General features: G+C 60.4%; 20 protein-coding genes. 7 read left to right on the forward strand and 13 right to left on the reverse strand.

Features of this window, described 5'->3' with window-relative positions:
* Nucleotides 1-58: 58 nt before the first annotated feature.
* The 3 genes from ABIE16_RS19755 to ABIE16_RS19765 form a co-directional block, all read right to left on the reverse strand.
* Nucleotides 59-517, reverse strand: coding sequence for an REP-associated tyrosine transposase (locus ABIE16_RS19755; RefSeq protein WP_429521769.1), 459 nt, complete (start codon nt 515-517; stop codon nt 59-61).
* 206 nt (nt 518-723) lie between these two features.
* On the reverse strand, nt 724-1,920 hold the full coding sequence (locus tag ABIE16_RS19760; protein WP_429521770.1) for an MFS transporter: 1,197 nt from the start codon (nt 1,918-1,920) through the stop codon (nt 724-726).
* Nucleotides 1,921-2,172: 252 nt separating this feature from the next.
* A complete protein-coding gene (locus tag ABIE16_RS19765; protein WP_057712894.1) occupies nt 2,173-3,369 on the reverse strand; it encodes a class I SAM-dependent rRNA methyltransferase in 1,197 nt (398 codons plus the stop codon).
* Between the two features lie 153 nt (nt 3,370-3,522).
* Between ABIE16_RS19765 and ABIE16_RS19770 the strand changes: the two genes are divergently transcribed.
* A complete protein-coding gene (locus ABIE16_RS19770) occupies nt 3,523-4,392 on the forward strand; it encodes an HDOD domain-containing protein (protein WP_090451968.1) in 870 nt (289 codons plus the stop codon).
* 42 nt (nt 4,393-4,434) lie between these two features.
* Nucleotides 4,435-5,247: a bifunctional DNA-formamidopyrimidine glycosylase/DNA-(apurinic or apyrimidinic site) lyase gene (gene mutM / locus ABIE16_RS19775; RefSeq protein WP_057712896.1), complete on the forward strand. Its 813-nt coding sequence runs from the start codon at nt 4,435-4,437 to the stop codon at nt 5,245-5,247.
* A 135-nt stretch (nt 5,248-5,382) separates the two neighbouring features.
* On the opposite strand, the gene ABIE16_RS19780 is transcribed toward mutM, so the two are convergent.
* The 5 genes from ABIE16_RS19780 to ABIE16_RS19800 all read right to left on the reverse strand — a co-directional run bounded on the left by ABIE16_RS19780 (nt 5,383) and on the right by ABIE16_RS19800 (nt 10,062).
* On the reverse strand, nt 5,383-5,634 hold the full coding sequence (locus ABIE16_RS19780) for a YfhL family 4Fe-4S dicluster ferredoxin (RefSeq protein WP_003195146.1): 252 nt from the start codon (nt 5,632-5,634) through the stop codon (nt 5,383-5,385).
* Between the two features lie 171 nt (nt 5,635-5,805).
* The gene (gene coaD, locus ABIE16_RS19785) at nt 5,806-6,285 is read right to left on the reverse strand and encodes a pantetheine-phosphate adenylyltransferase (RefSeq protein ID WP_046039203.1); all 480 of its coding nucleotides are present in this window, start codon (nt 6,283-6,285) and stop codon (nt 5,806-5,808) included.
* A 115-nt stretch (nt 6,286-6,400) separates the two neighbouring features.
* Nucleotides 6,401-7,996, reverse strand: a complete 1,596-nt coding sequence (locus tag ABIE16_RS19790) for a GMC family oxidoreductase N-terminal domain-containing protein (RefSeq protein ID WP_429521771.1) — start codon at nt 7,994-7,996, stop codon at nt 6,401-6,403.
* 61 nt (nt 7,997-8,057) lie between these two features.
* On the reverse strand, nt 8,058-8,603 hold the full coding sequence (locus tag ABIE16_RS19795; RefSeq protein WP_090451964.1) for a twin-arginine translocation pathway signal protein: 546 nt from the start codon (nt 8,601-8,603) through the stop codon (nt 8,058-8,060).
* Between the two features lie 28 nt (nt 8,604-8,631).
* Complete coding sequence (locus ABIE16_RS19800; protein ID WP_057712899.1) at nt 8,632-10,062, reverse strand: coniferyl aldehyde dehydrogenase; 1,431 nt, start codon at nt 10,060-10,062, stop codon at nt 8,632-8,634.
* Nucleotides 10,063-10,207: 145 nt separating this feature from the next.
* On the opposite strand from ABIE16_RS19800, the gene ABIE16_RS19805 reads away from it, so the two are divergent.
* A complete protein-coding gene (locus ABIE16_RS19805; RefSeq protein ID WP_057712900.1) occupies nt 10,208-10,879 on the forward strand; it encodes a TetR/AcrR family transcriptional regulator in 672 nt (223 codons plus the stop codon).
* Between the two features lie 32 nt (nt 10,880-10,911).
* Entirely contained in the window at nt 10,912-11,766 is an 855-nt protein-coding gene (locus tag ABIE16_RS19810) for a sulfurtransferase (protein WP_090451962.1), read from the forward strand.
* A gap of 131 nt (nt 11,767-11,897) precedes the next feature.
* Here the strand turns inward: ABIE16_RS19810 and ABIE16_RS19815 are convergent, their stop codons facing one another.
* Genes ABIE16_RS19815 through ABIE16_RS19835 form a run of 5 tightly spaced genes read right to left on the reverse strand, consistent with a single transcriptional unit; the run spans nt 11,898 to nt 17,245 of the window.
* On the reverse strand, nt 11,898-12,737 hold the full coding sequence (locus tag ABIE16_RS19815) for an AraC family transcriptional regulator (RefSeq protein ID WP_057712902.1): 840 nt from the start codon (nt 12,735-12,737) through the stop codon (nt 11,898-11,900).
* Between the two features lie 3 nt (nt 12,738-12,740).
* Nucleotides 12,741-13,739: a hydrolase gene (locus tag ABIE16_RS19820; protein WP_057716541.1), complete on the reverse strand. Its 999-nt coding sequence runs from the start codon at nt 13,737-13,739 to the stop codon at nt 12,741-12,743.
* A 56-nt stretch (nt 13,740-13,795) separates the two neighbouring features.
* The gene (rsmD, locus tag ABIE16_RS19825) at nt 13,796-14,407 is read right to left on the reverse strand and encodes a 16S rRNA (guanine(966)-N(2))-methyltransferase RsmD (protein WP_429521772.1); all 612 of its coding nucleotides are present in this window, start codon (nt 14,405-14,407) and stop codon (nt 13,796-13,798) included.
* The gene (locus ABIE16_RS19830) at nt 14,407-15,897 is read right to left on the reverse strand and encodes a M16 family metallopeptidase (RefSeq protein ID WP_429521773.1); all 1,491 of its coding nucleotides are present in this window, start codon (nt 15,895-15,897) and stop codon (nt 14,407-14,409) included. The genes rsmD and ABIE16_RS19830 overlap by 1 nt, the downstream gene beginning before the upstream one ends.
* Entirely contained in the window at nt 15,890-17,245 is a 1,356-nt protein-coding gene (locus ABIE16_RS19835) for a M16 family metallopeptidase (protein WP_429521774.1), read from the reverse strand. The genes ABIE16_RS19830 and ABIE16_RS19835 overlap by 8 nt, the downstream gene beginning before the upstream one ends.
* A 342-nt stretch (nt 17,246-17,587) precedes the next feature.
* On the opposite strand from ABIE16_RS19835, the gene ftsY reads away from it, so the two are divergent.
* Genes ftsY through ftsX form a run of 3 tightly spaced genes read left to right on the forward strand, consistent with a single transcriptional unit; the run spans nt 17,588 to nt 20,807 of the window.
* Complete coding sequence (gene ftsY / locus ABIE16_RS19840; RefSeq protein ID WP_429521775.1) at nt 17,588-19,120, forward strand: signal recognition particle-docking protein FtsY; 1,533 nt, start codon at nt 17,588-17,590, stop codon at nt 19,118-19,120.
* Complete coding sequence (ftsE, locus tag ABIE16_RS19845) at nt 19,117-19,788, forward strand: cell division ATP-binding protein FtsE (RefSeq protein WP_007975383.1); 672 nt, start codon at nt 19,117-19,119, stop codon at nt 19,786-19,788. The genes ftsY and ftsE overlap by 4 nt, the downstream gene beginning before the upstream one ends.
* The gene (gene ftsX / locus ABIE16_RS19850; RefSeq protein ID WP_057712907.1) at nt 19,785-20,807 is read left to right on the forward strand and encodes a permease-like cell division protein FtsX; all 1,023 of its coding nucleotides are present in this window, start codon (nt 19,785-19,787) and stop codon (nt 20,805-20,807) included. Before ftsE ends, ftsX begins: the two co-directional genes overlap by 4 nt.
* The last annotated feature ends 55 nt before the right edge of the window (nt 20,808-20,862 follow it).

The following is a 20,862-nucleotide window of genomic DNA, read 5'->3' on the forward strand; positions in this document are numbered from 1 at the left end:
CGTCATCGTTGACCACCATCGCGAGCGAGCTCGCTCCTACAGGGATTAGCGTTGTGCATCAGAGCCACATGGCATCCCACAGCGGGTAGTCTCCAACCCGAGTCACGAGTCCGGCACGCAAAGGGTTGGCGATGATGTATCGGGCTGCTGCTTTCAGGTTTTCCTCGCGACGCAGGGCCCGGTCGAAGTAACCCTTTTGCCATAGCGTTTCGTGGCGACCTCTTTGCTGGTTGATGGCGCGAGCACTTCTTGATTTGGCCGCTTGCATCAGTTTCGGCAAATCACCGTTGTGCAATTCAACCAGCCAATGAAAGTGATCCGGCATGACAACCCAGGCTATTGAGGTGGCATTGCCGGCTTCATGAGCTCTTCTGAATTCGCTCACTACCAAGCGTCCAACGTACAAATCATTGAAGATCGGTTGCCGTTCATGGGTGACTGCTGTCAGGAGATAGATGCGACCGGATTCCGAGCGGCGGCCTGTGCGTAAGCGATGGGCTTTCGGGTTGTTGGACATTCCGTTGTCCTCTTCTGTGGTTAGAAGGGAAACGGTAGGCGTGGGGTGGGAGGTTGTCGCTTCGACAGTGGATCTGGATGTGTCGTGCACCCTGTAGGAGCGAGCTCGCTCGCGATGAACCCGAGAACACCACGGGGTGCCAGGTATCCCGCGTTATCGTTGACGACCATCACGAGCAACCAAGCGTCGACAGGCTGCTCCTGCAGTCAGTGCCCTATCCTGGCATTCGTCAGCAACCCCAAAAGGCTGAAGGCGATGAAGCTAACCGCGATGGTCATCAGCAAATTGTCCCCGGTTTGTGCGAGCGCAGCACTGCTGAGCGCGGCGGTGATGAACATAATGCTATTGCCCGCAGAGGCTGCCGTTCCGGCGCTGCTTGAGAACAGCAACATCGCTGCGGAAATAGCGGCAGGTCGCACCAGGGTGACTGCCAGGGCACTGATCAGCATCGGTATAAGCAGGGTGATAGTTGTCATCGCTTCATAACGGACGATCAATGCTAACAACACACCGGCGACACCCAGCAATCCAAGCCCGGTGTTGATTTGCAGCGTGAGGGAGATATGTTTCTGCACGGCGCTGGCAACTATCCCGCCAAGGAAATAGGCCAACCCATACACCATAAGCACCAGCGCGTACTGGTATTCGGATAACTTGAACTCATCCATGAAAATCAGCGGCGTTACGCTGATCAACGCGAAATAACAAGCAAACACTAATGCGGCAATCCACCAGTAGCGAATGAAGTCTCGATTTCCAGCAATGGATTTCAGCGTGCGTAGCACGGAAACGGATGTTCTTTGATGGCTGACTGCTTTGGAGGGCAGTATTACTTGGGCATGGATGAACATGCCGAGCGCCATGAGTGCAAAACCATAAAAGCTTCCCTGCCAATCGAACGTGGTTTGCAACCATGATCCCAATAGCGGCGACAGTGCAACAAAGGAGCCGCTCAGTGTCATGTAGTAAATTCGCACTCGGGCCCGATCCTGTTCTTCGAACAAGTCTTCCACCAGTGCATGACCCAGCACAAAGAAACCACATCCGATTGCCTGGATGGCGCGAAATAGCAGGAAGCCCGGATAGTTCGTAACCAGCACGCACCCTATCGAGCCGAGCGTAGAAACAACGATGCAACCAAGAAGAACTTCCTTACGCCCCCACTTATCTGAGAGCGGGCCGGTTATTAATTGAGAAATCGCAAAAACCAGCGTGAACAGGCTGGTGGACAGGGCGATTTCTGCGGTTGAAGTGTTGAATTCCTCGGCCAAGGCAGGAAAAGAAGGCAGGAGGATATTCAGCGGGAAAAAACTGATTAACGAAATATTGGTAATGAGGATAAAGCGGGAGGCCCGTTGGCGTTTCAGGTCGCCACTTAGAGCTGGGTAAGAGGACTCAGACATTGTTTTTGTTTTCCGGAGTGATCAAGCGGTCATGCTTGAAACCAGAAACCGATACTAGTCTGGGGCGCAGGGAATACAATCAAAAGCGCTGTAGGGAGTTTCCCGTTTTGATGCGGGATTATCCCGAAGGAAATAACCCCGTAGGAGCGAGCTTGCTCGCGATGAACCCGAGAACGCCGCGGGGCATCAGGTTCCCCGCGTTATCGTTGACGACCATCGCGAGCAAGCTCGCTCCTACAGTGGTCTGTGTTGTTAGCTGTTTGGCAGCAACCGGCAGGTAATGCTCTTGATGTAGCGGGTTTCCGGGATGGCCGGATGCACCGGATGATCCGGACCCTGGCCGCCGCGTTCCAGCATCTGGATATTGCGATCCAGGTGACGGGCGCTGGTCAGCAGGATGTTCTGCAGGTCGTCTTCCGGCAGGTGCATCGAGCAGGATGCGCTGACCAGGATGCCGTCCTTGGTCAGCAGGCGCATGGCTTGCTCGTTCAGGCGGCGGTAGGCGCCTTCGCCGTTCTTCATGTCTTTCTTGCGTTTGATGAACGCCGGCGGGTCGGCCACGATCACGTCGAAGCGTTCTTCGCTGGCTTTCAGCTCTTTGAGGGCTTCGAACACGTCGCCTTCGATGCAGGTCATTTTCTCGGCGAAACCGTTCAGCGCGGCGTTGCGCTCGACGCCGTCGAGGGCGAAGGCCGATGCGTCGACGCAGAACACTTCACTGGCGCCGAATGCGGCAGCCTGCACGCCCCAACCGCCGATGTAGCTGTAGAGGTCCAGTACGCGCTTGCCCTTGGCATAAGGCGCCAGGCGTGCGCGGTTCATGCGGTGGTCGTAGAACCAGCCGGTTTTTTGACCCTGGATGACCGGGGCTTCGAACTTCACGCCGTTCTCTTCAAGGGCAACCCACTCCGGCACCAGGCCGAACACGGTTTCGACGTAGCGGTTGAGGCCTTCGGCGTCACGGGCAGCGGAGTCGTTTTTGAACAGAATGCCGCTTGGCTTGAGCACTTGGGTCAGCGCCGCGATCACGTCGTCTTTATGGGCTTCCATGGTTGCCGATGCGATCTGCACCACCAGGATGTCGCCGAAACGGTCGACCACCAGGCCTGGCAGCAGGTCGGAATCGCCGTAGACCAGGCGATAGAACGGCTTGTCGAACAGGCGCTCGCGCAGGGACAGGGCCACGTTCAGGCGGTGCACCAGCAGCGATTTGTCCAGCGGCAGCTTGATGTCGCGCGACAGCAAACGGGCGCAGATCAGGTTGTTCGGGCTCATGGCGACGATGCCCAGCGGCTTGCCGCCGGCGGCTTCGAGGATCGCCTGGTCGCCGGCCTTGAAACCGTGCAAAGGCGTAGCGGCTACATCGATTTCGTTGCTGTAGACCCACAAGTGACCGTTGCGCAGACGACGGTCGGCGTTGGCTTTGAGGCGCAGGCTAGGCAGGGACATGTCGTCGCTCCGGAAAAAAGAGCGGGAGTATAGCGTGTTGAGGCCCCGGATTGGCCTGCAAGTGGACATGTGGCGAGGGTTGTCTTGCGATTTGGTATGTCGGATCCAACTTCATAAAGGTTAGAATCGCCGTCTCACCCAGAGTGTGCACACATGTCCCAAGAGCTGACTTCCGAACAGATCCAGCAAGCCCTGCAGGGCATCAGCGTACCGGCCCAGCCGCAAATCATGGTGGATTTGCAGATGGAGCAGTACATGCCCGACCCGGATCTGGAAGTCATCGCCAAGCTGATCTCCCAGGATCCGGGCCTTTCCGGTTCCTTGCTGAAAATCGTCAATTCGCCGTATTACGGCCTGAGCAACAAGATTGCCTCGATCCAGCGTGCGGTGAATCTGCTGGGCAGCCGCTCGGTCATCAACCTGATCAATGCACAGTCGATCAAGGGCGAGATGAATGACGACACCATAGTCACCCTGAACCGTTTCTGGGACACCGCTCAGGACGTGGCAATGACCTGTCTGACCCTGGCCAAGCGCATCGGCGTTGAAAATGGCGACGAAGCGTACGCCCTGGGTTTGTTCCACGACTGCGGCGTGCCCTTGATGCTCCAGCGTTTCCCCGACTACATGGGCGTTCTGGAGCAGGCCTATGCCAACGCCAGCGCCGAATGCCGGGTGGTGGACACGGAGAATCAGGTGTTCAATACCAATCACTCGGTGGTCGGGTATTACACGGCCAAGTCCTGGCGTCTGCCGGAACATGTGAGTGCTGCGATTGCCAATCATCACAATGCCCTGGCGATATTCAGCGATGAATCTTCGCGCAACAGTTCGTTGAAGAATCTGTTGGCGATCCTGAAGATGGCCGAGCATATTTGCGCGTCGTACCGGGTGCTGGGCAATCAGGCCGAAGATCACGAGTGGAACAGCATCGCGCCGCTGGTGCTCGATTATGTCGGCCTCTCGGACTACGACTTCGAGACCCTCAAACAGACGATCCGCGACCTCGGCACTCATCGCTGAGTGTCGGAACCTTCCAGGCCATGCGCCTGATCCGAGAGCACCATGCCTGAATTGCCAGAAGTCGAAACCACCCGTCGCGGTATCGCGCCATTCCTGGAAGGCCAGCGGGTCAGCCGGGTGATCGTGCGTGAACGCCGCTTGCGCTGGCCAATTCCCGAGGACCTTGATGTGCGGTTGTCCGGGCAGCGCATCGTACTGGTGGAGCGGCGCGCCAAATACCTGCTGATCAATGCCGAAGTCGGCACCTTGATCAGCCATCTGGGCATGTCAGGCAATTTGCGTCTGGTGGAGGCCGGGCTGCCGGCGGCCAAGCATGAGCATGTGGACATCGAACTGGAGTCGGGTCTGGCCCTGCGTTACACCGACCCACGGCGTTTCGGCGCAATGCTCTGGAGCCTCGACCCGCTCAATCACGAATTGCTGATCCGCCTGGGGCCGGAACCACTGACCGACCTGTTCGACGGCGAGCGCCTGTTCCAGCTGTCCCGTGGGCGTTCGATGGCGGTCAAGCCGTTCATCATGGATAACGCGGTAGTGGTGGGCGTCGGCAATATCTACGCGACCGAAGCGTTGTTCGCTGCCGGGATCGACCCGCGCCGCGAAGCCAAGAGCATTTCCCGTGCGCGTTACTTGAAGCTGGCCATCGAGATCAAGCGCATCCTGGCGGCCGCCATCGAGCGCGGCGGTACCACGCTGCGGGACTTTATCGGTGGCGACGGTCAGCCTGGTTATTTTCAGCAGGAACTGTTCGTGTACGGCCGTGGTGGTGAGCACTGCAAGGTCTGTGGCACGGGCCTTCGGGAAGTGAAACTCGGGCAGCGTGCCAGCGTTTTTTGCCCGCGCTGCCAGAGCTGACAGTCAGTCAGATTTTCAGTGAGGCTGATGACGTCATCGCGAGCAAGCTCGCTCCCACAGGGGTTTTGTGAACGATGCAATTCCAGTGTGGGAGCGAGCTTGCTCGCGATGAGGCCCGAAAGAGCACTGCATCATTCAAGCCTTGCCGGTAATTTTCCGGTACTTCTCCATCAACTGTTCTTCAGTCTCCGGATGAGCTTCGTCCAGTGGAATGCAATCCACCGGGCAGACCTGCTGGCACTGCGGTTCGTCGTAGTGGCCGACACACTGGGTGCACAGGTTCGGGTCGATCACGTAGATCTCTTCGCCTTGGGAAATGGCGGCGTTCGGGCACTCGGGTTCGCAGACGTCGCAGTTGATGCAATCGTCGGTGATGATCAGGGACATGCTAACTCCAGCCGGGGCGGCAGGCCCGGGCGCAATAAACCAATGCGTCTAATTGTGCCGCATTGGCGCTGTGGGAGCGAGCTTGCTCGCGAAAAACCTGAGAACGCCGCGGGGTGTCGGGTTTCCCGCGTTATCGTTGACGTCCATCGCGAGCAGGCTCGCTCCTACAGTTTACTTCTTGAAGCGTTCGGTCAGTGCGTCCGCCACCACAGGGTGCACGAACTTGGTGATATCGCCGCCCAGGGCTGCGATTTCACGGACCAGCGTCGAGGAAATGAACGAATAACGCTCGGACGGGGTCAGGAACAGGCTTTCCACATCCGGCGCCAACTGGCGGTTCATGTTCGCCAGCTGGAATTCGTATTCGAAGTCCGACACCGCGCGCAAACCACGCAGGAACACGTTGGCATTCTTCTCTTTGGCGAAGTGCGCCAGCAGCGTCGAGAAGCCGACGACTTCAACGTTCGGCAGATGTTTAGTCACCTCGCGCGCCAGTTCTACCCGTTGTTCCAGAGGAAACAGCGGGTTTTTCTTCGGGCTCGCGGCGACGGCGATGATCACGTGATCGAACAGGCGCGAGGCGCGTTCGACCAGATCGCCATGGCCCTTGGTAATAGGGTCGAAGGTACCTGGGTACAACACTCGGTTCATCGCGTCGTCCTGGCGGGAATCCGTTGGGGAGTCGGATGGTATCGCAGCCTTCCCGGTCGGCCAAGTCGCCTGTTGGGTAAGAAAGCACTATAGACGATGAGAATTATCGTCATTTTCATGGGTTTTTTAAACGCATCGCCAGGTATGTCGCCAGTTGCGCTGTCAGTCCGTAGACCGACAGCTGCGGGTTGGCGCCAATGCTGGTGGGGAACAGCGAGCCGTCGTGGATCGACAGATTGCCCAGTTGATGATGCCGGCCGAGGCTGTCGGTCACTGCGATTGTCGGGTCTTCACCCATGGCGCAACCGCCCATCACGTGGGCACTGCCCAGGCGTGTGCGATACAACTCCAGGCTCAGGCTGTCGATCAGCGTGCGCGCTTCGGCGAGGGTCTTCACGTAGCGGGCGTCGGCGTGCATCGGCATCACGGCCTTGGCGCCACCGGCAAACTGTATCTCGGCCATGGTATGGAACGCCCGGCGCAATCCATCCCAGGCGTAGGGTGATAGCTGATAGTCCAGCACCGGCGTGTCATCGCTGCGCAATTCGACGCTGCCACCGGGGCTGTCCGGGTGAAAACCGTCCCGCAGCAACGCCAGCATGGCGTGGGTATGGGCCAGATTGGCCATGTGTTGCGAGTTTTCCTGACCGAAACCACCGAGCAATGTCGTGGCCAGCGCCGGGTGCAGAGGCGGGACTTCCAGTTTGTAGGACATTTTGCCCGTGGTGCCGTCCTGCCATTGGAAATGGTCGGAATAGATCGACTGCGGCGCGCCGTAGAAGGGGTTGACCACTTCGTCGAACAACGCGGCGGACATGTTTACCGGGTGCAGGAATGTGCGTTTGCCCAGGCGCTTGTGCGGGTCGGGTGCCCCGGAACGCATCAGCAAGGCCGGGCTGTTGATGCCGCCACCGGCCAGCACGAAATGCCGCGCCTTGACCGTGATGGTGCGTCCGGTCGGTGCGACGCAGCGTTCATCCATCGCCGAACATTGCAGGCCGGTGACCTTGTCGCCACTGATCGTGAGTTTTTCGGCGCGGGCCAGGTAAAGCAGCTCGCCGCCTTTTTCCAGTGTCGCCGGAATGGTGGTGACCATCATCGATTGCTTGGCGTTGGTCGGGCAGCCCATGCCGCAGTATCCGAGGTTCCAGCAGCCGCGAACGTTGCGCGGGATGACGTGCCATGAGTAATTCAGTGCTTCGCAGCCCTTGCGGATCACATCGTTGTTGGCGTTGGGCGGCACCATCCACGGCGCGACGCCCAGGCGTTGCTCCATTTTCTCGAACCACGGCGCCATTTCCGCCGGGCTGTGGCCCTTGACGTTGTGCTCTTTGGCCCAGTGTTCCAGGGTCGGCTCCGGGGTACGGAAACTTGAGGTCCAGTTGATCAGCGTGGTGCCGCCCACAGCCCGGCCCTGGAGGATGGTGATCGCGCCGTCCTTGCTCATGCGGCCAATGCCTTCCTGATAAAGGTTGGCGTAGGCCTCGTCTTCGAGCAGCTTGAAGTCGCTGCTGGTCTTGAGGGGGCCTTCCTCGATCAGCAGTACCTTGTAGCCAGCTGCGCTGAGGATTTCGGCGGTGGTGCCGCCGCCGGCACCGCTGCCGATGATCGCCACGTCCGCTTCGAGTGTCAGGTCCTGGGTCAGTTGCGAGCCGTTGTAGGTTTTCCAGCCTCGGGCCATGCCTTCGCGGAACGGATCGGGTACGGGCATTTTCGGATTCTCTTTTTATTGTTGGAGTAGGCGGTGAAGCGGCTGACGCTATCGCGAGCTTTCAGACGGTTGGCGGCCCGGGATACCCGCAATGCGCCCACGATTCCTTGCGGCCGTACCAGGCCATCATCACCAGTTGCAGCAAGGAGCTGTGGCCCATGCGCAACAGGCTCAACGAGCTGTTTTCCCAGCGATCGAGAAAAGCTCGGATGTCGTTGGCACTGGCGTTTTCCCAGCTGCCCCAGATCCCGGTCAGCGGTCCGCGGGTCACGGCCATTCCCAGCACATCGAACAGTTGTTGAGTCAGCTTGAGCATTTCCGGCGACAGGTGGGCCAGGCTGTAATCCAGGCTTTTCAGCGTGCCACCGACAGCCTCGGGCATCCGTTCTGCGGTCACGGCACCTTCGAGCATGACCGGGATCAACGCCCGCAAAAACAGCAGGTCGCCGCTGCGTAACGTGACGAAGCCATTGGCCGGGACGCTCGACGAACAGCCGCTGAGGCTGGCTCCGAGTCCGGCGGTGGCGAGGAAAGCTGTGGCGCCGAGGCTGAATTTAAGCAACCCGCGCCGTGACAGCGCGGGTGTATCGGACAGGCTGGGGGTCATTATTGTTATTACCCGACGGTGATTATCGTTAGCGGATGAACAGCTTCTGGATCAGCTTCTGAATCGACTTGCCGTACGGCGGATAGATCAACTTCGCGGCGTTGAACCGTTGTTTGATCAACACGCCCTTGGCTTTGCTGAAGGTCAGGAACCCTTCATGTCCGTGATAGTGGCCCATGCCCGAGGCACCAATGCCACCAAACGGCATGTCGTCCTGGGCGACGTGCAGCAGGGTGTCGTTCAGGCACACGCCGCCGGAATGGGTTTCGTGCAGCACGCGCTGTTGTTCGCGCTTGTCATAGCCGAAGTAATACAGCGCCAGTGGGCGAGGGCGCTGGTTGATGTAGGCAAATGCCTGCTCCAGATCCTTGTACGGCACGATCGGCAGCAGCGGCCCGAAGATTTCGTCCTGCATCACCGTCATCTCGTCCGTGACATTGAGCAGCAGGCTATGGCTCATGCGGCGGCCCTGGCCCTGGTCGAACAGCGGCATCAGCAACGCACCCTTGCTGGTGGCGTCACTGACGTAACCGTTGAGACGCGCCAGTTGTCGCTCATTGATGATCGCGGTGTAGTCCGGGTTGTCGGCCAGCGTCGGATAAAACCCACGGACGGCTGTGCGATAGGCCTCGACGAAACCTCCGACGCGATTCTCCGGCACCAGCACATAGTCCGGGGCCACGCAGGTCTGGCCGGCATTCAGGGTCTTGCCGAAGGCGATGCGTTCGGCGGCGTCCTTGAGCGGCACATCCCGGGAAACGATGGCCGGGGATTTGCCGCCCAGCTCCAGGGTCACCGGGGTCAGGTTTTCCGCGGCGGCGCGCATGACGTGTTTGCCGATGCTGGTGGCGCCAGTGAACAGCAGGTGATCGAACGGCAGGCGTGAAAACGCCACGCCCATATCAGCCTCGCCAAGGACCACGCAAACCAGGTCTTCGGGGAAGATTCGCGCCAGCAGTTGCTTCATCAGCAAGCCGGTCGCGGGGGTCGACTCACTGAGCTTGAGCATCACCCGATTGCCCGCCGACAGCGCGCCGACCAACGGACCGATGGCCAAATACAACGGGTAGTTCCACGGCACGATGACCCCGACCACGCCCAGCGGTTGGTAAACCACTTTGGCCGAAGCCGGCTGGAAAGCGGCGCCCACCTTGCGTCGCGAGGCTCGCATCCAGCCCTTGAGGTGTTTGCTGGCGTAATGGATGCCGTGCAGGCTGGGCATCAGTTCCGCGAGCAGGGTTTCATCGGCGCTGCGATGGCTGAAGTCCTGGCTGATCGCATCGATCAGGGCCTGGCGTTCATTGTTCAACAAATCCTTTAGCGCCTTGAGCCATTGCTGGCGCTGCGCGGCCGGTGGCATCGGGTTGGCGGCGTACGCGGCACGCTGGGCGTCGAACAGGGCCTGAAGCTCTTCCAGCGGCTGCTGTAGGTTCTGCAGGTAGGAAATTTCAGCAGTCATGGTCGGCTCCGGATTTATTGTAATGAAGCACTTTTTAGAGTCTATGCTCTAAAAAGTCAAATGACATCCTGGAACAGCTTTGTTTTATCCGCTCGCGGATAGATCTAAGATGCCCGTCAACGCACTCTGAATTAAAGCTCAAGCCATGGCCCCACGGATCAAAACCAGCGAGCGCATCGTGCAGAACAGCCTGGAGCTGTTCAACCAGCAGGGCGAGCGCAGCATCAGCACCAACCACATCGCTGCCCATATGGAAATTTCCCCGGGCAACCTGTACTACCACTTCCCGAACAAGCAGGCGATCATCGCCGTGCTGTTCAGCGAGTACGAAAGCCTGGTGGACAGCTTCCTGCGCCCGCCCCAGGGCCGTGCCGCCACGGTGGAAGACAAACGCTTCTACCTCAAGGAGCTGCTGTCGGCGATGTGGCGCTACCGGTTTCTGCATCGCGATCTCGAACATTTGCTCGACAGCGATCCGGACCTGGCCGACCGCTATCGACGCTTCTCCCAGCGCTGCCTGATACAGGGGGGGGCGATCTACGAAGGTTTCGTCGCCGCCGGCATCCTGAAGATGGACAAGGTGCAGATCGAATCCTTGACGCTCAATGCCTGGATCATCCTCACGTCCTGGGTGCGCTTCCTGTGCACCACGCGGGAGAACTCCAGCCACTTGAGCGAGCAGGCCATTAAACGCGGGGTGTATCAGGTGCTGGTGCTGGAGGCCGGGTTCGTTACGGACCAGGCCCGCGATGCGGTCAGCGCCTTGTTCGAAGAGTTTTACGTGCCCCTGGCCCAGGCACTGGAAGAAGTACAGTAGGATCAAGGCCGAGTTAATCACAGGAGCCCGCTATGCCCATTGCGCAACTGATCAGCCCGCAAGCACTGGACCTGAAAAAGGACCAGCCGGGGCTGGTGATTCTGGATTGTCGTTTTGCCCTCGAAGACCCGGATTACGGTCAGCGCAGCTATGCCGAAGGGCACATCGCCGGTTCGAGCTATGCCGACCTCGAGCGTGACCTGAGTGGCGCCGTGGTCAAGGGCGTGACCGGGCGTCATCCGTTACCCGAGCCGGCGCAACTGATCGAACGCCTGCAAGCCTTCGGCATCAATGCCGATAGCGAAGTGGTTCTGTATGACGACGGTCCGGGGGCCTATGCGGCGCGGGCCTGGTGGTTGCTGGCATGGTTGGGCAAGCGCGACGGTGTGTTCATCCTTGATGGCGGTCTGAAGGCCTGGCACGCAGCCGGTTTGCCGCTGAGCCTGGATGCGCCAGCGATTCCCTGTGGTTCCTTCACCGGCAGTCCTGATACGGCGTTGCTGATCAGTGCCGAGCAGCTGCAAAAGCGCCTTGCACGGCCGGAACTGACCCTGCTCGATGCCCGCGCACTGCCGCGCTTCAAGGGTGAGGTGGAACCGATCGATCCGATTGCCGGGCACATCCCAGGTGCCCAGTGTGCTGCGTTTACCGAGAACCTGGGCAGTGACGGGCGCTTCCTGCCGGCCGATCAGCTCAAGCAGCGTTTCGCCGCGAAACTGGGCGATCGTTCGCCAAATGATCTGGTGGCGTACTGCGGTTCCGGCGTGACGGCGTGCCACAACCTGTTTGCGTTGTGTCTGGCCGGTTATCCGTTGGGTTCGTTGTATGCCGGGTCGTGGAGCGAGTGGATCAACGAGCCTGCGCGGGGCATCGCCACCGGCGAATGAACGCCACGAAACCTTGTGGGAGCGAGCTTGCTCGCGATGGGGCCATTACATTCAATATTGATGCTGATTGTTAAGCCGCCATCGCGAGCAAGCTCGCTCCCACGGGAATGGATGGGGTTTGTGAGACCTCATCAAGCCTCAAGTCCCCGCTTTGCACTGCGATACGCCCCCGGTCCAACCCCATACACCTGCTTGAACTGCCGGCTCAGATGGCTCTGGTCGGCAAACCCCAGTTGCATCGCGACTTCCAGCGGCAGACAACCACTTTGCAGCAACGCCCGCGCCCGGGCGATGCGCTGTTGCATCAGCCAGGTGTGCGGCGGCATACCGGTGGCCCGGCGGAACACCCGGGCGAAATGGAATGGCGAGAGATTGACCGCCGTCGCCAGCGCTTCCAGTGAGGGCGGTGCTGCCAATTGCGAGTGCAGCAATTCCTTGGCCAGGCTCACGGCCCGGTGTTCCTTGCCGGGTTTTCCGGCATCAGGCACCGCCGCATGACGCTGCAACAGCGACAGCACCAGTTCACGCCAGACCGTTTGTTGCTGCAATGCGCTGGCGGGGCTTTCCAGCAAGCGGTGAAGTTGGCAGAAGCCGTTCACCAGATCCTGGTCGCGATACAGCGTGGCACCGAAGGCCGGCAAGTGGTGGGTTGGCAGTTCGAGTTCGGCCAGCAGCGAGGTCATCTGCCCGCTGTCCGGATAGAACGCCCGGTAAAGCCAGCCATCCTCGGTGCCTTTGTGACCGGTGTGCAGTTCATCAGGGTTGATCAGCACCAGCGTGCCGCTGCCCGCCAGGTGTTCGGCGCCGCGATAGCGATAACGCTGGGCGCCGGCCATGATCATGCCGATCACATAGCCGTCATGCACATGTGGGGCGAAACGATGGTCGATGTAGCGGGCGGACAATAACTCGACCCCGGCCAGTGGCGGGGTTTGCCAGAAGTGGATTGATTCGCCTTGGTCAGCGTCCATGATTCAAGAGCGCCCTATGGCGGCCAGCCACTCGGGGATGCGTCGTTCCAGGTAGTAACCCGGTTGCCTGAGCGTACCGTCGACGAAGCCGACATGCCCGCCATTGGCTTGCAGTTCGAACTGCGTGCAAGCGGACAACTCATCGACCTGCGGCAGGCTGTGGGGAAACACGAAGGGGTCGTCGGCGGCTTGAATCATCAAGGTCGGCGTACGAATTTCGCCAAGGAAATAGCGGCTGGAGGCGCGGCGATAGTAATCCTCGGCATCGGCGAAACCGTGCAGTGGTGCAGTGACGCGTCCGTCGAAATCCCAGAACGTGCGCATGTTTTCCAGGGATCCGAGGGCCGCCAGGGCTGCCAGGCCCTCCTCGCGTCCGTCATGCTGGAATTGTCGCTGCTTGTTCTTGATGTAGGCGACCATCTCGCGCATGAAATGCGCCTGGTAAACCTTGGAGAAGCCTTGCCCGATACGGTCGGCGCACTGGTCCAGGCGGAACGGCACCGACACCGCCACGGCGCCCGTCACGCCGCTGTCGCTGCCGGTTTCGCCCAAATGCTTGAGCAGGACATTACCGCCCAGGGAGTAACCCACCGCATACAGTGGCGCGAGAGGCCGTTTGGCCCGCAAGTGCCTGATGGTTTCGGCCAGGTCTTCGCTGGCGCCGGAATGGTAGCTGCGCGGCAACAGGTTGGGTTCGCCCGAACAGCCGCGCCAGTTCAGTGCGACGCTCGCCCAGCCTCGGTCGCCCAGGGCTTTTTGCATGCCGGCGACATAAGGCGAATTCGAGGACCCGGTGAGCCCGTGCAATACCAGCACCAACGGTGCGTCGGCGCTGTGCGGGCCGTGCCAGTCGAGATCGAGAAAATCGCCGTCTTCAAGCCAAAGACGCTCGCGCTCGCGACCGATGTGCACGGTTTTACGCCACAGCGGCCCCCACAAGGTTTGCAAGTGCGGATTGCCGAGGCCGAAGGCGGGGGTGAAGCGTTCTGGCGGATGAGACACGATCATTCTCGATGCAGCGGTGCGTAGCGGGTACGCACCTTTTTCAGGCCGGTCGGTTAACCGGCGATCTCTGCCATACGTTGCCACAACGAGTAGTAGACGCGCCCGGATTTCTGCTCCCGGTGCAGGCGCCAGTTCTGCGGCAGGCCCAGGGTCGACGGTGCCGACTCGCTTTCGGTGTACACCCAGGCGTCTTCGGCCAGCCATTGGCGCTCTTCGAGCAACTTGCAAACGGCGGGCAGCAGGTTCTGGTTGAACGGTGGATCGAGGAACACCAGGTCGTAGGCCGTTGCGGTCTGGGTTTCCAGGTAGCGCAGGGCGTCGGCGGTCTGGACCTGGCCGTTGGTGCAGCGCAATGTGCCCAAGTGTTCCTTCAGGCTGGACACCGCGATGCTGCTGGCGTCCAGCGCCTGGCCCATGGCCGCGCCACGGGACAGGGCTTCGAGGAACAGCGCGCCGCTGCCGGTGAACGGGTCGAGCACCTTGGCGCCCGGCACGTAAGGCGCGAGCCAGTTGAACAGGGTTTCACGCACGCGGTCCGGCGTCGGGCGCAGGCCCGGGGCGTCGGGGAAGCTCAGCTTCCGGCTGCGCCATTCGCCGCCGATGATGCGCAGCTGGTTCACGCCGTTGTGGACGTTGCGGGCAGGTTTTTTCGAATGAGTAGCCATTAATGCTCCGGAACCCCGAGCGGCTGCTCGGAAGGTTTATCAGTAGGGGCCGGTAACGGCTTTTGCGGCACGGTCGGGCCAGCGCTGACGATGACCATCTTGTTCGTGCTCAGGTGTTTGTTCATGGCGGCTTTGACCTGCTCGACGGTCAGGGACTGGGACTGTTGCATGAAGTCCTCCAGGTGACTCAACGGCAAGTTGTAAAAACCGATGGCGCCCAGTTGGCCGACGATATCGGCGTTGCTGGCGGTGGACAGCGGGAAGCTGCCGGCCAGTTCGCGCTTGGCGTCGTCGAGCTCTTTTTCGGTCGGGCCGGTTTTAAGGTAGTCGGCCAGCACGTCCTGCACCAGTTTCAGGGTGCCCTCGCTCATCTCGGCGCGGGTTTGCAGGTTGATCATGAACGGGCCACGCGCCTGCATCGGCGTAAAGCCCGAATACACGCCGTAAGTCAGGCCACGCTTCTCGCGCACTTCGCTCATCAAGCGGGTGCCGAAGCCACCGCCACCGAGAATCTGGTTACCCATGGACAATGCCGCGTAGTCCGGGTCATCGCGATCGATGCCCAATTGCGCGAGCATCAGGTTGGTCTGCTTGGACGGGAACTCGATATGGCCGACGCTGGCCTTGGGCTCAGCGGGTTGCGCAATTTTCGGCAAGGCCGGGCCTTTGGGCAGGGCGCCGGAAACCTGGGCGGCAATCGCTTCGGCTTCCGTGCGGGACAGGTCGCCGACCAGTGCGATCACCACGTTACCGGCTGCGTAGGCTTTCTCGTGGAAAGCACGCAGCTGTGCCTGGGTAATCGCCGGTACGGTTTTCGCCGTGCCGTCGCTGGCGTGTGCATACGGGTGATCACCGTACAAGCGGTTCATCAGCTCCAGGCTCGCCAGTTTGCCGGGGTTCTGTTTCTGGTATTCGAAACCGGCAAGCATCTGGTTCTTGATGCGGGCCAGCGAATCGGCAGGGAAAGTCGGCTTGCCGATGACTTCGGCGAACAGCTTCAGGGCCGGCTCGCGCTTGTCCTTGGCACTCAGGCTACGCAGCGAAGCGATTGCCATGTCCTTGAACGCGCCGTTGCCGAAATCGGCGCCCAGGCCTTCGAAGCCCCGGGCAATGGCACCGACGTCTTTGCCGGCCACACCTTCGTTGAGCATGGCGTTAGTCAACACCGCCACGCCCGGTGCATCGCCGTCCTGGCTGCTACCGGCAGCGAAGATCAGGCGCATGTCGAACATCGGCAGCTCATGGGCTTCGACAAACAGCACCTTGGTGCCTTCGGTGGTGTTCCAGGTCTGCACGTCCAGCTTGCGGTGGTTCGGTGCCTTGCCGTTGAGTTCGGTCAGCGACTGCAGTTTCTGACTGGCCTTGGCCTTGTCGAGGGCTTCGCTGGCATTGGTTTCGACAGAGCGCGACAAATAGAACGCTGCGGAACCGATAACGGTGACGGCGATCAGGCCGATCAGGGCCAGGCGGGAGGGTTTACGCTCACTCATGAGTCGTCTCCAGAGGCAGTACATGGGCGACGCTGAGACGTTCGCGAGTGAAATACAGCTTGGCGGCTTTCTGGATATCTTCCGGCGTAACGCTTTCCAGATCGGCCAGTTCGGTGTCCATCAGTTTCCATGACAGGCCGACTGTTTCCAGTTGGCCGATGGCGGTGGCCTGACTGGTGATCGAGTCGCGCTCGAAGACCAGGCCGGCGATGACTTGTGCGCGTACGCGCTCCAGCTCTTCAGCGGTTGGCGCCGTGGTTTTCAGCTGGTCGAGCAGCTTCCACAAACCGGCTTGCGCCTGGGCGATGGTCTTGTGTTTCTGCGAGTTTGGCGATGCCGACAGGGTGAAGAGACTGTCGCCACGGGTATAGGCGTCGTAACTCGACGAGCCACCGGACACCAGTTCTTCTCCGCGCTCCAGTTGCGTCGGGATACGTCCGCTGTAGCCGCCGTCGAGCAGTGCCGAGATCAGGCGCAGGGCATTGACCAGGCGCTTGTCTTCGGATGTGGCGATGCTCGGCACGTTGAAGGCCAGCATCAGGCTAGGCAGTTGGGTCTGCACGTGCAGGGTGATCTGGCGCTCGCCCGGTTCGGCCAGTTCCAGCGGTTTTTTCGCGGCAGGCACTTCACGCTTGGCGATCGGGCCGAAATAGCGTTGGGCCAGGGTTTTGACTTCGTCCGGGGTGACATCGCCAACCACCACCAGCGTGGCGTTGTTGGGCACGTACCAGGTTTCGTACCAGTGGCGCAGCTCTTCGACTTTCATCCGCTCAAGGTCGGCCATCCAGCCGATGGTCGGCGTGTGATAGCCGCTTGCCGGATAAGCCATGGCCTTGAAACGCTCGTAGGCCTTGGCCATCGGCTTGTCGTCGGTGCGCAGGCGACGCTCTTCCTTGATGACCTCGATTTCCTTGGCGAACTCGTCGGGCGGCAGGCGCAGGCTGGCCATGCGGTCGGCTTCCAGTTCGAAGGCCACGCCCAGGCGATCCCGGGCCAGCACCTGGTAATAGGCGGTGAAATCATCGCTGGTGAATGCGTTCTCTTCGGCGCCGAGGTCGCGCAGGATCAGCGAGGCTTCGCCGGGGCCGACTTTCTCGCTGCCCTTGAACATCATGTGTTCCAGGGCGTGGGACAGGCCAGTATTACCCGGTGTCTCGTAGCTGGAGCCGACCTTGTACCAGACCTGGGAAACTACCACGGGCGCACGGTGGTCTTCGCGCACGACCACCTTCAAGCCATTGTCGAGAGTGAATTCGTGGGTGGGTTGCGGGTCGGCAGCCAGGGCCGAAAGGGGCAGGCAAACTGTGCTGAGCAGCAGGCCTGCGGCGCGGCGGGCAAGAGCATTCATTCGTTTTCAAACCTTTGGGGCTGCCCGCTTGTTCTTAGCGTCAGCGGGCGAGAGGGTGCTAGGATACTGATCCGTTTTACTGGCGGCCACGCCTATCAGGCCTTTGCGTTTGATCAGGTTGTATGGGTTTGCAGCAGAAGGTTGGAATTTATCAACTAAACTCTGCTTTTTCGCCGATTTTGCTGCTTTAGTCCTTCGTAAAAACGTTTCCGTGAGGTGCCGTTCGCACCTCGACAAAATGTTGCGCGTGAACAAGCTGGGTCAATCGCAGTCTGTTCTGCATCGAATATTTATTTGCCGGGGCGCCATTGGCGCGTCGCTACCGTGAGATAGCCGTCCTCCATGTTTGGTTCCAACGACGACAAGAAGACCCCAGCTGCGGCTGGCGAGAAGAAAAGCCTGTTCGGATGGCTGCGCAAAAAGCCGCAGGAACCCGTCGTCGAACAGCCACAAGCCATTCCTGAACCAGCGCCGACGCCGGTCCCGGTAATAGAAGAAACGCCCGCGCCGGTTGTTCTGCCGATTGCCGAGCCGTCGCTGCAACCCAAGGTTGAAGCCGTTCCCGAACCAGTCAGCGAAATCGTCACCGAACAGCCTCCGGCCCCGACGGCCGAACCGTGGTTGACCCTGCCAGTGGCCGAAGAACCCGTGGCATTGGTCGAAAATGACCTGGCTCCTCACGTGACACCACCGATTCCGGCTCCGGCAGCGTTTACGCCTGCACCGGTTCACACGCCTGTGGTCGAACCGATTGTTCAGCCAGTCGTCGTGGCCGAGCCTGTGCCCGTTGTCAGTCAGCCAGAGGTTCCGGTATTTGTTGCTCCGGTTGCTCCGGTTGCTCCGGTTGCTCCGGTTGCTCAAGCACCGGCACCCGCTCCGATTCCTGAGCCGATCGCGGCGCCCGTCGAAGCCCCGGTCGAGCCGGTACGCACCGAAGAAACCAAAGCCGGTTTCTTCGCCCGCCTCAAGCAGGGCCTGTCCAAGACCAGCGCCAGTATCGGCGAAGGCATGGCCAGCCTGTTCCTGGGCAAAAAGGTCATTGATGACGAGTTGCTCGAAGACCTCGAAACCCGTTTGCTGACCGCCGACGTGGGTGTCGAAGCCACCTCGGTGATTATTCAGCGCCTGACGCAGAAGGTTGCGCGCAAGGAGCTGGCCGATGCCGATGCCCTGTACAAATCCCTGCAAGCCGAGCTGGCAGCGATGCTCAAGCCTGTCGAGCAGCCGCTGAAAATCGCCTCGCAAAACAAGCCGTTCGTGATTCTGGTCGTCGGCGTCAACGGTGCCGGCAAGACCACCACCATCGGCAAGCTGGCGAAGAAACTGCAGCTGGAAGGCAAGAAAGTCATGCTCGCCGCCGGCGACACCTTCCGTGCCGCGGCGGTGGAGCAATTGCAGGTATGGGGTGAGCGCAACAAGATCCCGGTGATCGCGCAGCACACTGGCGCCGACTCGGCCTCGGTGATCTTCGACGCCGTGCAGGCCGCCAAGGCCCGTGGCATCGATGTGCTGATCGCCGACACCGCCGGCCGCCTGCACACCAAAGACAACCTGATGGAAGAACTGAAAAAGGTTCGCCGGGTGATCGGCAAGCTCGACGCCGACGCACCTCACGAAGTGCTGTTGGTGCTTGACGCCGGTACCGGCCAGAACGCCATCAACCAGGCCAAGCAATTCAACCAGACCGTCGAACTGACCGGCCTGGCGCTGACCAAGCTCGACGGTACCGCCAAAGGCGGGGTGATTTTCGCCCTGGCCAAGCAATTCGGCCTGCCGATCCGCTACATTGGCGTCGGCGAAGGCATCGACGATTTGCGTACCTTTGAAGCAGAACCCTTTGTCCAGGCATTGTTTGCCGAGCGGGAGCGTTCATGATTCGTTTCGAACAGGTCGGTAAGCGCTACCCGAACGGTCACGTCGGCTTGCATGAGCTGAGCTTTCGAGTCCGTCGTGGCGAGTTCTTGTTTGTCACCGGCCATTCCGGCGCCGGTAAATCCACGCTGTTGCGCCTGTTGCTGGCGATGGAGCGCCCGACCAGCGGCAAGTTGCTGCTCGCCGGGCAAGACCTGAGCACCATCAGCAACGCGCAGATTCCTTTCTTGCGTCGGCAGATCGGCGTGGTGTTCCAGAATCACCAGTTGCTGTTCGATCGCACGGTGTTCAATAACGTCGCGTTGCCTTTGCAGATCCTGGGGCTGTCCAAGGCCGAGATCGCCAAGCGCGTGGACTCGGCACTGGAGCGCGTGGCGCTGTCGGATAAAACCGATCTGTACCCGGGTGACCTGTCCACCGGTCAGCAGCAGCGCGTCGGCATCGCCCGCGCCATCGTTCATCGTCCGGCCTTGCTGCTGGCGGATGAGCCGACCGGTAACCTCGACCCGCGCCTGGCCGCCGAGATCATGGGTGTGTTCGAAGACATCAATCGCCTGGGTACCAGCGTGCTGATCGCCAGTCACGACCTGGCCCTGATCGCCCGCATGCGCCATCGCATGCTGACCTTGCAACGCGGTCGATTGATCGGTGACGGGGAGGCTGCGGTATGAGTGCAACACGTAGCCCCAAGGTTTCCGAGCGTGTGGCCCCGAAGGCCGCCGATCCGCAGCCGCAAAAGAAAAAACACGACGATGACGACGGGCCGGACTTTGCCACGTTGTTCCGCGCCTGGATCGAAAGTCATCGCGCCAGTCTGGTGGACAGCCTGCGCCGCCTGGGCAAGCAGCCTATCGGCAGTTTCTTCACCTGCATGGTGATGGCGGTGGCCCTGAGTTTGCCCATGGGGCTGTCACTTTTGCTAAGTAACGTCGAGCGTCTGGGCGGTTCCTGGCAGCGTGCGGCGCAGATTTCCCTGTATCTGGACCTTGAGGCCAAGCCGGCCGAAGGCGAAGCGCTGCGCGATCAGATCAAGGGCATGCCTGGCGTCGCCGAGGCCGAATACGTTGGCCGGGATCAGGCGCTGGAAGAGTTCCAGCAACAGTCCGGGCTGGGCGAGGCGCTCAAGGAGTTGCCGGAGAACCCGCTGCCGGGCGTGGTCCTGGTGACGCCGACTGAAGTCGACAAGCCGGCCCTTGAAGCATTAAGACAAAAACTATCCGAGCTGCCGAAGGTACAACAGGCGCAACTTGATTTAGTCTGGGTCGAGCGTCTGGCAGCCATCCTCAAGCTGGGTGACCGTTTTGTCTTCGGTCTGACCGTGCTTCTGGTTTCTGCATTACTTTTGGTGATAGGCAATACCATTCGTCTTCATATTGAAAACCGCCGCACAGAGATAGAAGTGATTAAACTGGTCGGCGGCACTGACAGCTATGTGCGCAGGCCCTTTCTGTATATGGGCGCGCTGTATGGCTTCGGTGCGGGGATTCTGTCCTGGGGCGTTCTGGCGTTCGGCCTTGATTGGCTGAACGACGCAGTGGTGGGACTGGCCGGTTTGTACGGCAGTGATTTTGCGCTGGCTGGAGTGCCAGTTGCCGACGGTCTGTCTCTCTTGCTTGGCGCGGTGCTGTTGGGGTATATCGGTGCATGGATTGCAGTCGCACGCCACCTGAGGGAGCTTGCGCCTAAGTAGTATCATTTTGCTCGTATTGACCTTTCAGCGTTTATGGGTTTTAGGGAACTTGTCT

Source organism: Pseudomonas sp. 2725, assembly GCF_050434585.1.
Lineage (GTDB): Bacteria > Pseudomonadota > Gammaproteobacteria > Pseudomonadales > Pseudomonadaceae > Aquipseudomonas > Aquipseudomonas jessenii.